The following is a 17065-nucleotide window of genomic DNA, read 5'->3' as shown; positions in this document are numbered from 1 at the left end:
AACGAGAAAATCAAAAGTCACATAAAATAATGTGACTTTTGATGTTTTTCATTTCCAAGTACTCAAAGCATTTACTTTCTTTTTCCTTCTCTGTTGTCTCTTGATTTTTTAATTTCTATTTCCTACTGCGTAAAGGAATCTTTCATATCACCAAAAGAAACTTGTTATGAAGTCTTCCGTTCCTTGGTTATTAATTTCCTCAGCAATTACACTTCCGCTATCCTCCATTCTTGCTGCCGAAGAAGCAGTAGCAAAAGTTTCTGAACCTCAAGAAGCAGGAAAACAAACCTTAGGTACTAGCGATAATTACGATGGAACGAGTCAATCTGACACACCTTTTACATGCAAAAACTCTTCCACTACCACAGGTACTACTTATACACTTCAAAGTGATGTAGCATTCGCTAATATAACTCAGACTCAAGCCCCTACAGTTTCACAACCAGAAGTCCAGTCACAGCCTAAACAACCTGTTGTAGAAAATAATAAGGAATCAGAAAACGGCAAGGATAGCAGTGACGAGAATAAGGCAAATACGGGAGCTACCTCAGAAGAAGATCGTTCAAAGGCAGACAATAAAGTAGAAGAATCATCCAGCACAGAAGTTTCACAACCAGACACTACAGTTGTTAACACGGGAAATTCTAACCCTAAACCCACAGAAGACACAGAAAGCACATCAAATTCTGGAACAGAAACATCTAGCATGTTACCTGGAATACTAAGAGCTGATGCCACCCTTTCAGATGGCAGTTCCTTGAGCTCTGAAGGATCTCAAATATGGAGGAAACCAAAGCGCTCCTGAAGCATCTCCAGAAACAAACAAAAGCTGTTTCTCAAATACTGCGGGCCCTCTTACTTTTATTGGGGAAAGTCATTCCTTAACTTTTAACAATGTTAGTATAACAGCCCAAGGCTCTGCTATTAACAACAGTGCTGGATCAGTTGTAACATTTTCAGGATTTAATAACTTATCCTTTACCAATGCTACAAGCCAAACCCAAACCTCAGCAGACAGTGCTATCTATGTAGGACCTAAAGCTGCATCTGAAGGTCAACCAGGCGGTGGTGTTCCTGGAGGAGGTGCTTCGACTATTGTCTCAGAATCAGAGGCTACAGCAAGCCTCTTTAGGATATCTTCAGATATTGGTGCACCTGAAATCGAAGTTGTAACTGCTGAAGTCAGCTCTGAACCAAAAGTTGAAGGTGACGTTAGTGCTGTTAATAACAATGTCGCTGAACAACCAAAAGAAAATTCTACTCCAGCCATCATCTTTAAAGGAAATGTCAATGTCATATTTTCTAGTAATTCTTCTAAAAAAGCTGGTGGCGCTATTAATGTTGACGGTGGTTCAGCCATAATAGAAAATAATACCGGAACATGCACCTTCTCAAACAACAACGCCAAAGATCAAGGCGGCGCTGTATCCGTTACTGGAAATTTTGATATTACTGGAAATACAACAGTCGTCTTTTCTGAAAACAAAGCCTCTATAGTCCCTGTAGCAGATCCAGCTTTAAAAAAAGATGCAAGTCAAACACCAACTACAGGTACTGGCGGAGCTATCCACTGTTTAGCAGCTGCTGTTTCAAATGGTAAATCTCCAGAAAAGGTTGTTAATCCTACGGGAGGAGCTCTTCCTTCGATAAGAGCTGCATCATCTTCAGCAGATAGCGTTTCTGTAGCGAAAGAAGGAGAACCTGCTGCTGATCCATGTGTAACCATCTCAGGAAATACTACAGTTACATTTGATAGTAACTCCTCTACTATTAGCGGCGGAGCTATTCATACTAAGAAATTAGTTCTATCTTCTGATGGAGATATCACCTTCTCCAACAACTCCTCAGGAAAAGGTGGAGCTATTTTCATTGCTGATGGTGGTGACATCAGCATTACTGCTGCTACAGGATCAATTACTTTCCAAGGGAATAAGGTTACAGCAGCTGATACCATTACTCTTCCAGAAAAATCAAAAGGACAAGCTGAAGCTGGAAAAAATGTAGGCGCGTTTGTTACTTTTGCTAATAAGGCTCAAGTAGATGCTAAAGCAGATCAAAAGCAATCCCAAACTCCTACAACACCAACTCATAATGCCATTCATTTAGGTAATGAAGCGACAATTTCACAATTACGCTCTGGAACTGGGCAAACGATTTTCTTCTATGATCCTATTACAACTACAAAACCAGCAGCTGCTAAAACTCCTCTAAAAATCAATGCACCTGATACACAGGTTCCAGGAGCAAAAGAAGGGGTTGCTGAAGAAGCCCCAAAACAAGCTACTTACAACGGTACTGTTGTATTCTCAGGAGAAAAACTTTCAGCTGAAGATGCTAAAAATCCATTGAATGCCATGAGCGTTATTAATACTGATGTATCTCTTGAAGGAGGAACTCTTGTTTTAAAAAGTGGAGCTGGTATTCTTGTAGACTCTTTTGTACAGAAAGATGGTTCTTTGATCATTATGGATGGTGGAACATCGATTATAACAAATGTTCCAGCTACTTCAAAGCCAAATTCCAAGGCTCCAGTTATAAAACCATCTTCTAATTCAGTTCCTGTTGTAAACATATTGTCTCGCTCTACAAATCCAAAGATTTTATCCGAGTTAGTAGCCTCCTCTTTGATGAACTTTAAACAAAAAGGTCTTTCCGCATCTGTTGTATCTGGCTCACAAGTAACAAACCCAGACGGATCCATTACAATCACCAACCTTGCTGTTAACTTAGACTCTCTAAGTGGAGGAAAAGTTATCACTCTTACTGCGACAGGAACAGGAAATGTTTCTATAACTGGAGATTTAAAATTCCAGGATAGCAGTCAGAATTTCTACGACAACCCGATGTTAAACAAAAACTTCTCCGCAAATATCTTAGATATTTCTACGGGACCTGGAGGAAAAGTAGATACTACTGGTTTCAATATGATTCCTCAAGGATCAACTAACTCTAATTCGGGTTATCAAGGAAAGTGGGAAGTTTCGGAAATTAAAGATCCTACTACTGGCAAAGTATCCTTTGAGCTCAAATGGATATCCACAGGTTACACACCCACTCCAGATCGCCGTGCAACTTTAGTGCCTAACAGCTTATGGTGCTCTGCTATTGATATTCGTGCTATTCAACAACTTGTTGAAGTTAGCACCGAAGGCGAAAACTTCCATAAGGGTATATGGATCTCAGGAATCTCTAACTTCTTCCATAGAGACTCTATGAAAATACAGAAAGGGTTCCGTCATATCAGTTCGGGATATGTTGTGGGCGCAAGCACACAACCGATCACTGATAAGGTTATTGATATTGCTTTCTGTCAGATGTTTGGCAAATCTAAAGATTATCACCTTGCAAAAACTAAATCGCATATCTATGCAGCATCTATCCATACAAAACGTGAAAAACTAATCAATCACTACAAGCTCGCGAATAAGAAGGGTTCTATCCTTACTAAACTTCCTGAGCAAATTCCTGTAATTTTTGATGCTCAACTTAGCTACAGTTTAAGTCATAACTCTATGACTACAAAACACACTCCCAATCCTTCATCAAGAGGTAAATGGAATAACCATTGTGTAGCTGGAGAACTAGGAAGCTATCTTCCTATAGTTATTGATAATCCATTTATTAAAGAGTTCTCTCCATTCATGAAACTTCATGTTGTCTTCGTACAGCAAGAAGATTTCAAAGAAACTAAAGGAAATGATGCAAATAGGAATTTCCAGAGTGCTCACTTTGTAAATATTTCTCTCCCTATTGGTATGAAGTTTGAGAAAACAAACAAGTATAACTTTTATAATATTAGCCTTATCTATCAGCCTGATATCTATCGTGATGCTCCAAAATCTAAAGTATTCTTACCCTCTATAGATACTGGATGGTCTACAGGAGCAACAAACTTAGCAAGACAAGCTTTAATAATTGACGGCTGTAATCATCACTATTTAACAGAGAGTTTTGAGGTCTTCTGTCATGGAGCTTTCGAACTGCGCGGATCTTCTAGAAATTACAACCTTGACCTAGGAGGTAGGTACAAATTCTAAAACCCCGCTCTCTCTGAAACGACCGGGCCTCTTACCAGAAATGAATAAAACACGTCAAGTCTTTTCTGTATTAGACTTGCTTTCTTTTGTACTAATGAGTATTTAACGAAACTGTTTTTTTCATTTCACCACAAGTGTATAAAATGAGGCCTTCTTTATATAAGATTTTAATATCGTCAACCCTGACGATACCATTATCTTTTCACTTTTCGCAATTGCATGCGGAAGTGGCTTTAACTCAAGAATCTATTCTCGATGCAAATGGAGCATTCAGTCCGCAATCTACAAGCACTGCGGGAGGAACTACTTATAACGTTGAGGAGGATATTTCTATTGTAGATGCAGGACAAACAGCAGCTCTTGCTTCCGCTGCTTTTGTTCAAACTGCCGACAATCTAACTTTCAAAGGAAACGGACATAGCCTATCCATAGAAAACGTAAACTCCGGAGCCAACCCTGGAGGGATTAACGTTTCTACCGCAGATAAAGTTCTTACTCTAACAGATTTCTCTAAACTAAGTTTCACAAAATGCCCAGAAGCTACAGTAAACACTGGAAAAGGAGCTGTTAATTCTGGAGGAGCATTAAACTTAGCAAATAATGCTAGTATTCTTTTTGATCAGAACCATTCCGCTGAAGATGGTGGAGCCATTTCTTGCAAAGCTTTCTCTCTAACCGGCTCGAGCAAAGAAATTAGCTTCACCACCAACACGAGTGCGAAAAAAGGTGGTGCGATTGCTGCTAAAGGAGTGACTAACATCTCAGACAACCAAGGAAATATCGTATTTTCTGGAAATACTGCTATTAATTCTGGAGGAGCAGTATATACAGAAGGCAATACGACTATTGCAGAAAACAGCTCTGTTGTTTTTAACAACAATGCCGTTACTGGAACAGGAGATGGTTGCGGTGGTGCTATCCATTGTAGCAAAACAGGTTCGTCACCGACCCTTACTATAAGAGATAACAAAGTCTTGATTTTTAAGGAAAATACTTCTGCAGCGAAAGGTGGAGCTATTTATGCGGATAAGCTCTATCTAACTTCTGGTGGACCTACGTTATTTACGAGTAACAAAGCCACCCATGCCACGCCTAAGGGAGGAGCTATTGGTATTGCTGCTAACGGAGAATGTAGTATAACAGCTGAACATGGCGATATTACCTTTGAAAATAATCTCGCCGCTACAGCAAATAATGCTACGGTAAAAAGAAACGCAATTAACATTGAGGGCAATGGAAAATTCGTAAATCTACGTGCTGCTTCTGGGAAAACTATTACCTTCTATGATCCTGTAGTTGTTGAGGGTGCTGCGGCAGATCTTCTTACTTTAAACAAAGCTGAAGGAGATAAAGTCTACAATGGTAGAATTATCTTTTCTGGAGAAAAGCATACTGAAGCAGAAGCTGCTGTTGCCGACAACTTAAAGACTATATTCACACAGCCTATTACATTAGCAGCTGGTGAGCTTATCTTAAGAAACGGTGTTGAAGTAGAAGCAAAAACTGTTTTGCAAACAGCAGGTTCTCAAATTCTGATGGATACAGGAACAAAGCTGTCCGCGAAAACAGAAGATGTTACTTTAACAAACTTAGCTATCAATCCAAATTCTTTAGATGGGACAAACTTAGCTGTAGTTGCTGCTGTTGCAAATACTAAAAATGTAACTTTATCAGGAGCTATTGGTGTTATAGATCCTACCGGAAAGTTTTATGAAGATCATAAGCTAAATGAAACGCTATCTCTTCAAGGAATACAACTTTCTGCGAAAGGAGCTGTAACAACAACCAACGTACCTAGTGCAACTGTAGGTGTTCCCGAACATCATTACGGTTATCAAGGAAATTGGTCTGTCGCTTGGGTAAAAGATGCTACATCTGATCCCAAAACACAAACAGCAGTTTTTAAATGGACTAAAACAGGATACATTCCAAATCCTGAACGTCGTGCTCCCTTAGTATTGAATAGTCTTTGGGGATCCTTCATGGATGTACGTTCTATTCAAGATGTAGTGGAGCGTAGTGTAGATAGCATATTAGAGACACGTCGCGGTCTTTGGGTTTCTGGAGTGGGAAATTTCTTCCATAAAGATCAAAGCGCGGCAAACCGCAAATTCCGTCATATCAGCTCTGGATATGTACTAGGCGCAACAACAAACACCTCTAAGGAAGATACACTTAGCGTAGCTTTCTGTCAGCTATTTGGAAAAGATAAGGACTACCTTGTTGCACAAAATGCTGCGAATATCTATGCAGGATCTATCTATTATCAACATGTAAGTAAGTTTGATGATCTAACAAGATTATTTAACGGACCCAACACTTGTTGTTCAGGATTCTCTAAAGAAATCCCTATTTTCTTAGACGCTCAAGTTACTTATTGTCACTCCGGCAATACTATGACAACTACCTATACAGACTATCCTGAAGTTAAAGGCTCTTGGGGTAATGATACTGTTGGTGTAGCGTTATCTACTAGCGTGCCTATCCCCATATTTAGTTCGTCTTTCTTTGATAGCTATGCACCATTTGCAAAATTGCAAGTTGTCTATGCTCATCAGGAAGATTTCAAAGAACCTACAAGAGAAGGCCGTACCTTTGAAAGTAGTGATCTTCTCAATGTTTCCGTACCTATCGGTATAAAGTTTGAGAAGCTCGTCTATGGAGAAAGAACAGCTTATGATCTTACATTAATGTATGTACCTGATGTGTATCGTCATAACCCAAGCTGCATGACAGGATTAGCTATTAATGACGTTACTTGGTTAACAACAGCTACGAATCTTGCTAGACAAGCTTTCATAGTTCGTGCAGGTAACCATATCGCCTTAACATCTGGATTTGAGATGTTCAGTCAATTTGGTTTCGAATTACGAAGCTCTTCAAGAAATTATAATGTAGATCTTGGAGCTAAAGTCTCTTTCTAAAAAGCACCCCCCTGCCCCTACCTGGGCAGGGTTTCTTCTTTTCAGCACTCTCAATTCTCTTGACTTTTAATTATTTTTATGATCGGTTAATGATATCTCAATTCACCCAGAGCATGAAACATGAAACATCCAGTTTACTGGTTCTTAATATCTTCGGGGTTGATGGCCTCAACCTCATTGAGCTTCGCTCAACCAATCAAAGAAAACCTAAACTCCTCTAATAGTTATGATGGAAACACAACAACAGAGGAGTTCAAAACCAAAGAAACAACTACAGGCGCTGAATATACTTGCGAAGGAAATGTATGCATTACTTACACAGGAAAAAAGGCTGCATTAACAAAGAGCTGTTTCTCTGATACAACTGAGAATCTGTCTTTTATAGGAAATGGATATTCTTTATGTTTTGATAACATTAATACAACAACTAAACCCGCTGCTATTGAAGTAAGTGCAGCCAATAAAACCTTATCTATTTCAGGTTTTTCATTGTTTTCATGCTCTTATTGCCCCCCAGGAACTAATGGACAAGGTGCCATTAAGTCGGGCGGAACGGCTACTTTCGACAACAACTCTAAAATACTTTTCAAAAAAAATTGTTCAACGGCAGAAGGTGGTGCAATTAATTGCAAAAGTCTAACACTTAAAAATTCATCAGGACATGCAAATTTTATAGAAAATTCATCCGATAAAAAGGGTGGGGCTATTTACTGTAGCGATGGGGATCTAAAGTTAGAGAATAATGATCTGATTCTGTTCTCTGGAAATACTTCTAAAGAGGGAGGCGGGGCTATTTATACAAAAAAGTTCATACTAACCTCTGGAGGGACCACAATATTTTCTAATAACTCCGTAACTCATAATTCTCCAAAAGGTGGGGCTATATGTTTAGCGGATACAAATAGTGAATGCAGCTTAACCGCAGATCTCGGAAACATTATCTTTGATGGAAATAAAATAATAACAACCGGGGGCAGCGCGTCAACGAAAAGGAATTCCATAGATCTAGGTACTGCCGGGAAATTTATGAAATTAAATGCTAAAGAAGGTTTTGGTATTTTTTTCTATGACCCGATTGCCAATAACGGTGGTACTGATGAGATAGAAATCAATAAAGTTGATGGAACAACAACTTACTCAGGTCAAATTGTCTTTTCTGGAGAACGTTTAACTGAAGAAGAAAGAAAAGTAGCTGACAACCTAAAATCCACTTTCAAACAAGCTGTTAAAATAGGGTCTGGGTCTCTTGTCCTTAAAGATGGGATAACAGTAGAAGCTAAATCCTTAGAACAAACAGGTGGTGCTGTGGTAATGGATTTAGGCACAACTCTACAAGCCTCATCAACCAATGGTGAAGCTATCACTTTAACAAATCTCGTGATCAACACCGCCTCATTGGGGGGGGGGGGGGGTACCCTTTCACCAGCGCAAATCTCAGCTGGCACAACCAACAAAAATGTTACAATCCAATCTATTAATCTAGTCGATTCTAACGGAAACGGCTACGAATACCCTATTTTCTCTACAACACAACCTTTCTCAGCAATAGAAGCTAAAGCTAATGGCACTGGAACAGCCACAATACCGACTACTAATTTAACTAACTATGTCCCACCCGCTCATTATGGCTATCAAGGCAATTGGACAACAACTTGGAAACAAGGGAACTCCGCCGCGATACAAACAGCTACTCTAAATTGGAAACAAACCGGCTATAACCCCAATCCTGAACGTCAAGGACCTTTAGTCCCTAACACATTGTGGGGAGCCTTCTCCGACGTACGGGCTATGCAAAACCTTATGAATATTAGCGTCGATGGCGCCAATTATCAACGCGGCTTCTGGGTAGCAGGATTAGCGAACTTCTTACACAAAAGTGGAACAGAAACTAAACGGAAATTCCGTCACAATAGTGCTGGGTATCTCTTAGGAGCCTTCGCTCAAACCCCTTCTGAAGACATCTTCAGTGCCGCTTTCTGCCAATTATTTGGTAAGGATAAAGATTACTTAGTATCTAAAAACAGTTCCAACATCTACGCAGGCTCTATCTACTATCAGCATACCTCCTTCTGGAGCGCTTGGGATAAACTGCTACAAAACACTATCGGTGCGCAAGCTCCTTTAGTCCTTAATGCACAACTCACCTACAGTCATGCTTCAAATGATATGAAGACAAATATGACTACAACATATGCTCCTCCAAATGTCGTCTACCCAGAGATCAAGGGTGATTGGGGTAACGATTGCTTCGGAGTAGAACTCGGCGCTGTTGTGCCTATCGATTCTCAATACTCTTCCTTATTTGATATGTACTCACCATTCTTGAAGCTTCAGCTTGTCCATGCTCACCAAGAAGACTTTAAAGAAAACAATAGCTCTGAAGGAAGATACTTTGAGAGCAGTAACCTTATGAATCTCTCCATGCCTATTGGAGTCAAATTCGAAAGATTCTCTGCTAACGATAGCGCTTCTTACAACCTAATTCTGGCTTACTCACCAGATATCGCAAGAAGCAATCCTGATTGTACAACCTCTCTGTTAGTTAGCCCTACCACAGCCGTCTGGATAACTAAAGCTTCAAACCTAGCTCGACAAGCCTTCTTAGTCCGCGCAGGAAATTACCTCTCCTTCAGCCAAAACTTTGAAGTCTTCAGTCAGTTCAGTTTCGAACTCAGAGGCTCCTCAAAAACCTACAACATAGACCTGGGATCAAAAATCCAGTTCTAACTCACCTCCACCTCCCCTGCCCCACCACGGGGCAGGGCCTACCAACCCGTTCAATATCATTGACTTTTAAATTTTTTTATGATGGTTTTAGTCTATCTAAATCTATCTATGATCTAAAAATATGAAACATCCAGTTTGTTGGTTCTTATCCTCTGTGTTGATAGCCTCAACCTCTTTATGCTTTTCCTTAGCAGCAGAAGAAATCTTAACGTCAGAAAATAGTTTCAATGGAAACAATGGTACGAATGCGACATTCATACCATGGTCCACAAACAATAGTGCGGGAACTATTTACAGGTGTATTGGAGACATTTCTATTGCTTATGCAGGAAAAGGAACTCCTCTAACAACTAGTTGTTTTACCGAAGCAACTGGCGATCTGACATTTTTAGGTAGTTGGTGTAAATTGTGCTTTGAGAATATTAGCCCTGATACCGGAAATCCAAAACCTGCTGCTATTGAAGTAAGTACAGCCGACAAAACGCTCCTTATTTCAGGATTTTCTTTATTCTCATGTTCCTACTGCCCACCATCACCAGGGTCAGCTGCACAAGCAGCAGGAGCTATTAAATCTGCAGGAGCAGTAAAGTTTGAAAATACTGCCAATGTTCTATTCAAAAAAAATCAATCCAAAGACGAGGGTGGGGCAATCAATTGTAAAACCTTCTCGTTAACAGGCGTCACTGGAACTGCTAATTTTATAGACAATCAATCCACAAAAAATGGTGGAGCTCTTTACACAACAGGAGCTACTACTATTTCCAATAATAATAATATAATTTTTTCAAAAAATAATAATTCAGGAAGTACTGTTTCAGGGGGAGCTATTGATTGCACTGATGCAACGAATAATAATGCAGAATTAAAATTGGAAAATAATAAAAAGCTCATATTCTCAGGAAACAAAACAGGAAACAATGGCGGAGCTATTTATGCTGATAAGTTAACCATTACTTCTGGTGGACCTACTTTATTTGCTAATAATTATGTTATCCATAACTCATCACCCAAAGGTGGGGCTATTTGTCTAAAAGACACTCATGGGGAATGCAGTCTAACCGCAAATCTTGGTGATATTACCTTTATTGGGAATACAATAGTAACAAATCAAACGCCTGCTAGAAATTCCATAGATCTTGGTAGCGGTGGGAAATTCACTCAACTAAGAGCTAAAGATGGCTTTGGCATTTTCTTTTATGATCCTGTGACGTCATCAGGGACGCAAACAACCAAATTAACTATTAATCAAGCAGATGGGAATGCAATCTATACCGGAAGAATTGTCTTCTCTGGAGAAAAGCTAACAGACGAAGAAAGAAAAGTCGCCAATAATCTTAAGTCTACACTTATTCAGGAAACATCTTTAAATTCTGGTTCATTGATTCTAAAAAATGGGGTAACTTTAGAAGCTAAATCCTTCACACAAACAACAGGCTCCTCTGTTATCATGGATTTGGGTACTACATTACAAACACCATCTGCAGACGGAGACAATATAACCCTTACGAATCTTTATATAAATGTTGCTTCATTAGGCAATGGTGGCGTGGCTACTCCTGCTAAAATTACAGCAACAACAACTGGTAAAAAAGTTGTCATCAATTCTGTCGGCTTTGTTGATGATAATGGTAATGGTTACGACTACCCCATACTTGCCACAGATAAACCCTTCACTGGTATAGAAGTCACTGCAGCTACAGCTAGCACTCCTGATATTCCTGCAGAAAATCTGACTAATTATGTTCCACCAGCTCACTATGGTTATCAAGGCAACTGGACAGTGACCTGGACAGGAACCGGTGTGACAAAAACCGCAACATTAATTTGGAATAAAACTGGTTACGTTGCCTCTCCTGAACGTCGAGGAACTTTAGTTCCTAATACATTATGGGGAGCTTTTTCAGATGTAAGAGCAATTCAAAACCTTATCGAAGTTAATGCAAATGGTGCCAACTATCCTAGGGGCTTCTGGGTAGCAGGATTAGCTAACTTCCTACATAAAAGTGGTACTGCAACAAAACTTAGATTCCGCCACGATAGTGCTGGATACCTCTTGGGAGTATTTAATCAAACGGCTTCGGGAGATATATTTAGTGCTGCATTTGGTCAGCTATTTGGTCGAGATAAGGATTATCTCGTCTCAAAAAATACTGCTAATATCTACACAGGATCTATCTACTATCAGCATACCTCATCCCTTGCTGCTTGGGAGAGATTATTAACCAGAGCTTTAGGTCTACAAGTACCCTTAGTTCTTGATGCTCAACTAACCTATAGTCACTCTTCCAATGAGATAAAAACAAATGCTCCTGGAACTGTTCCTCCTGAAGATACTATTTATTCACAAGTTAAAGGCGATTGGAAAAATGACTGTATTGCAGTAGAGCTCGGAGCTACAGCACCTATCGAATTAAGCTACGCTTTCTTTGATACATATGCTCCGTTTATGAAAGTTCAATTTGTATATGCTCATCAAGAGGACTTTAAAGAACGCAACAATGATAGAGGAAGACATTTTGAAAATAGTCATCTGACAAACCTCTCCCTGCCTATAGGAATACGGTATGAAAAATCTGCTAAAAATAATCATTCTTCTTACAATCTAACACTTACCTATGTTCCTGATATTGTCAGAAGTAATCCTAATTGTACAATCTCTCTTCTATCCAACCCTACTGGAGCTATTTGGACAACAACAGCAACAAACTTAGCAAGACAAGCTTTCGTTGTAAGAGCAGGAAATTATAAGTCCTTGAGCAAGAATTTCGAAATATTCAGCCAATTTAGTTTTGAGCTCAGAGACTCTTCCCGAACCTACAATGTAGATCTCGGATCTAAGATCAGGTTCTGATTCCTTTCATCTCCCCTGCCCTTTGTGGGGCAGGGTTTATCCAAATATTCTCTGTAATTCTATTGACTTTTAATTATTTTTGTGATCGTTTTAAGAAATCTCAAATCACCCAGAGCATAAAAATATGAAACACCCAGTCTATTGGTTTTTAATATCTTCGGGGTTAATTGCTTCGACCTCATTGAGCTTCGCTCAACCCACGCAAGCAACATTAGGCCCCTCTGATAGCTATAATGGAAATACTGCAAACGCAGAGTTTAGTCCAAAATCTACAGCAGATACTAATGGAGTTATCTATAGCTGCAATGGAGATGTGAGCATTGCTTATGCTGGAAAAACAACACCGCTAACAAGCAGCTGTTTCTCTGACAGTCAGGGAAACTTAACTTTTACAGGAAACGGTCATTCTCTTTGTTTTGACAACATTAATGCTGGAACAAATCCTGGTGCTATTAATGTTGGTAGTAATGACAAAACCTTATCTATTTCAGGTTTTTCATTGTTTTCATGCTCATTCTGTCCTCCAGGTACAACTGGAACAGGAGCTATTAAAGCTGGCGGAAATGCTACACTTAGCAACAATGCAAGCGTAGTATTTAATAAAAATTACTCAACAGCTAGTGGCGGAGCGATTTCATGTACAAATACAGGTAATACAGCTCTATTAAAATTTGAAGGAAATTCTCAATTAATTTTCTCAGATAATACTGCAACAACTAGCGGTGGAGCAATCTATACTAATAAGCTAACTATAAATTCAGGTGGTCTCACATTATTTTCCAATAACTCCGTAACTAATGCCTCTCCAAAGGGTGGAGCTATTTGTCTACATGATACAAACGGGGAATGCAGCTTAACAGCTAATCTTGGAGATATTATTTTCAAAGGCAACACAATAATAACGACTGGGGCCTCTCCCGCAACAAAAAGAAATGCAATAAATTTAGGTGCAGCAGGTAAATTTACACAACTGAGAGCTAAAGAGGGTTTCGGTATTTACTTCTATGATCCTATTGCTGACGCAGGAACTACTGACGAAATTGAACTGAATAAAACTGAGGGAACTACAACTTACTCAGGTCAAATTGTCTTCTCCGGAGAGAAATTAACACCCGAAGAACAAGCTATACCAGACAATCTTAAATCCTCATTCAAGCAAGCTATAAAGTTAGGTTCCGGTTCTTTAATACTCAAAGAGGGGGTTACTGTTACAGCAAATAAAGTGACTCAGACTGGCGGAACTATCGTTATGGATGCAGGAACTGCTCTAAAAGCATCTACTGAAACTATAGCACTCACCAATTTAGAGGTTAACATTGCCTCATTGGGGGGGGGGGGGTCCTCTAATCCAGCTATAGTTGAAACAACGACAGCAAACAAAACTATTTCCATCACCGAGGTTAATTTAATAGACTCTAGCGGCAATGGCTACGAATATCCTATTTTTTCTACAACCAAACCATTTACAACTATAGAAGCAAAAACTACTACTAGCACAATCACAGCTCCAACAACCAATCTAACTAACTATGTTCCTCCTACCCACTATGGATATCAAGGAAATTGGACTGTAACATGGGCAAAATCTAATAGTGATGCCATCCAAACAGCAACATTTGATTGGAAACAAACCGGCTATAACCCCAATCCTGAACGTCAAGGACCTTTAGTCCCTAATACATTATGGGGATCATTATCTGATGTGCGGGCTATGCAAAACCTCATGGACGTTAGTGCTAATAGTGCTGATTATCAAAGAGGCCTCTGGGTATCAGGACTGGCTAACTTCTTACATAAAAGTGGAACAGAAACAAAACGGAAATTCCGTCACAATAGCGCGGGATATGTTCTAGGAGCATTTGCAAAAACGCCTTCAGAAGACATCTTTAGTGCCGCTTTCTGCCAACTCTTTGGTAAAGACAAGGATTACCTTGTTGCAAAAAACTCTTCTAACATCTACGCAGGCTCTATCTACTATCAGCACTCTTTATTCTGGAGCGCTTGGGATAGACTTCTAGAAAATACTATCGGCGCTCAAGCTCCGTTAGTACTCAATGCACAGTTAACTTATAGTCATACGTCTAACGATATGAAGACTAACATGACTCAACGTTATGCTCCTCCAAAAACAACATACTCAGAAATAAAGGGTGATTGGGATAACGATTGTTTTGGAGTAGAACTCGGAGCTACTGTGCCTATTGAATCTCAATACTCTTCCTTATTTGATATGTACTCACCATTCTTAAAATTCCAATTGGTTCATGCTCACCAAGAAGATTTTAAAGAAAATAGCAGCACTGAAGGAAGATACTTTGAGAGTAGTAATCTCACAAACCTCTCTATGCCTATCGGCGTGAAGTTTGAGAGATTTTCTGACAATGATAATGCTTCTTACAACTTAACTTTGGCTTATGCTCCGGATCTTGTAAGAAGCAACCCCGATTGTACAACCTCTCTGTTAGTTAGCCCTACCACAGCTGTTTGGTTAACTAAGGCAACAAACTTAGCAAGACAAGCTTTCATTGTAAGAGCAGGAAATCATCTTTCCCTATCTTCTAACTTTGAAATCTTCAGTCAGTTCAGTTTCGAACTCAGAGGCTCTTCTCGAACCTACAACGTAGATCTCGGATCTAAGATCCAGTTCTAATTTTATCCACCTCCCCTGTCCCATTCCGGGACAGGGCCTCTTCGAATGCCCTTGCGCTCCTCTTGACTTTTAAATGTTTTTGTGATCGTTTTAGACTATCTCAAATCACCCAGAGCATGAAATATGAAATACCCAGTCTACTGGTTCTTAATATCTTCGGGGTTAATTGCCTCGACCTCACTGAGTTTTGCTCAAGCAACAGAAGAAAAATTAACTTCAGCAGATAGTTTTAATGGAAATACTGCTGGAAATAATACATTTACACCTAAAGAAACTAATCACGCCGATGGCACTAATTATACGTGCGAGGGTGACGTATGTATTGCTAATGCTGGCACCCCAACGGCTTTAACAAATAGCTGTTTTTCTCAAACAGCAGGAGACCTAGCATTTATAGGTAAAGGGTTCTCTCTTTGCTTTGAGAATATTAACAACACAACAAAGCCTGGGGCTATTAATGTTAGTACTAATGACAAAACCTTATCTATTTCAGGTTTTTCATTGTTTTCATGCTCATCCTGTCCACCAGAAACAACAGGAAAAGGAGCCATTACATCCTCAGGAACAACAACTTTTGACAATGACTTCAATATTCTATTTAAAAAGAATTGTTCTTCAGCCGCTGGTGGGGCAATTTCTTGTAAAGGACTCACATTAAAAGGAACTTCTGGAACCGCTAATTTTATAGAGAATAAATCTACAGATAATGGTGGTGCAGTAGAAGCCTCAGGAGCCAGTTCTATTGAAGGCAATTCAGGAATCGTTAGTTTTTCTGGGAATACTTCTGCAAAACACGGCGGGGCTATTCATTCGAATTCAACCACCACAATTTCTAATAACAATAGAGTCGTATTTTCAAAAAATACAACCACAGGAACCGCTGATTCTTCAGGGGGAGCTATCTATTGCAGAAATGGTGGAACTACACCTGAACTAAAATTAGAAGGAAACCAACAGCTAGTCTTCTCAGAAAATTCATCGACGACTAGTGGCGGGGCTATTTGTGCCGATAAACTAACTATCTCTTCTGGTGGGACAACCATATTCACAAATAATTCTGTTAGCGCTGCTGATCCAAAAGGCGGGGCTATTTATCTAGACACAAGCGGTGAGTGCAGCCTAACAGCAAATTTGGGAGACATCATCTTTGATGGCAATACGGCAGTCACTACAGGATCTAGTACAAAAAGAAATGCCATAGATCTCGGAACAAATGGTAAATTCACAAAATTAAGCGCTAAAGATGGGTTCGGCATTTTCTTCTATGATCCTATAGCCAACAATGGAGAAACAACTACACGACTAGAAATTAATAAAACTGAGAATTTAACTAACTATAATGGAAAAATTGTTTTCTCAGGAGAAACTCTCTCTCCCACAGAAAAAGCAATAGCGGACAACTTAAAATCCTCATTCAAACAACCTGTCACATTATCTTCTGGCTCTCTTATTCTTAAAGATGGCGTCACTTTAGAAGCAAAATCTTTCACTCAAACAGCCGGCTCTGTTGTCATTATGGATGTAGGCACCACCCTACAAACCCCAAACGCCGATGGAGAAACCATCACCTTGCCAAATCTTAGCATCAACGTTGCCTCTTTTGGGGGGGGGGGGGGTTACTGCTTCCTCTACCGCTAAAGTCCATTCGCAAACAACCGGTCAGGCTCTTACAGTTAATGCCGTAAGCTTCGTTGATGAAGATGGCAACGGTTACGAATATCCCGTATTTGCTAAAACTCATAATTTTGCAAATACCATAACACTAGAGGGTCCCACAGGTACGCCTGTAACCGCACCCGCTATCCCTGCTGTTCCCTATACGCCTTCAGCTCACTATGGTTACCAGGGCAATTGGACAACAACTTGGCAACAAGGA

Annotated in this window: 4 protein-coding genes and 2 pseudogenes; all 6 read left to right on the top strand. The window is 39.7% G+C overall.

Going from position 1 to position 17065, the window contains the following annotated elements; translation table 11 throughout:
* Nucleotides 1-166 precede the first annotated feature (166 nt).
* Nucleotides 167-4037, top strand: a pseudogene (locus C10C_RS01490) (polymorphic outer membrane protein middle domain-containing protein).
* 143 nt (nt 4038-4180) lie between these two features.
* Complete coding sequence (locus C10C_RS01485; RefSeq protein ID WP_117274050.1) at nt 4181-6961, top strand: autotransporter domain-containing protein; 2781 nt, start codon at nt 4181-4183, stop codon at nt 6959-6961.
* A gap of 120 nt (nt 6962-7081) precedes the next feature.
* Nucleotides 7082-9688: an autotransporter domain-containing protein gene (locus tag C10C_RS01480; RefSeq protein ID WP_117274048.1), complete on the top strand. Its 2607-nt coding sequence runs from the start codon at nt 7082-7084 to the stop codon at nt 9686-9688.
* Between the two features lie 121 nt (nt 9689-9809).
* Nucleotides 9810-12539: an autotransporter domain-containing protein gene (locus tag C10C_RS01475; protein ID WP_117274045.1), complete on the top strand. Its 2730-nt coding sequence runs from the start codon at nt 9810-9812 to the stop codon at nt 12537-12539.
* 124 nt (nt 12540-12663) lie between these two features.
* Nucleotides 12664-15189: an autotransporter domain-containing protein gene (locus tag C10C_RS01470; protein ID WP_117274040.1), complete on the top strand. Its 2526-nt coding sequence runs from the start codon at nt 12664-12666 to the stop codon at nt 15187-15189.
* A 123-nt stretch (nt 15190-15312) separates the two neighbouring features.
* Nucleotides 15313-17044: pseudogene (locus C10C_RS05260) on the top strand (polymorphic outer membrane protein middle domain-containing protein); the annotation flags it as partial.
* Between the last annotated feature and the right edge of the window lie 21 nt (nt 17045-17065).

Origin of the sequence: Chlamydia poikilotherma (assembly GCF_900239975.1) — a bacterium.
GTDB classification, from domain to species: Bacteria; Chlamydiota; Chlamydiia; order Chlamydiales; family Chlamydiaceae; genus Chlamydia; species Chlamydia poikilotherma.
Note: the sequence above shows the minus strand (reverse complement) of the source record. Positions and strands in the feature narration are given on the sequence as shown.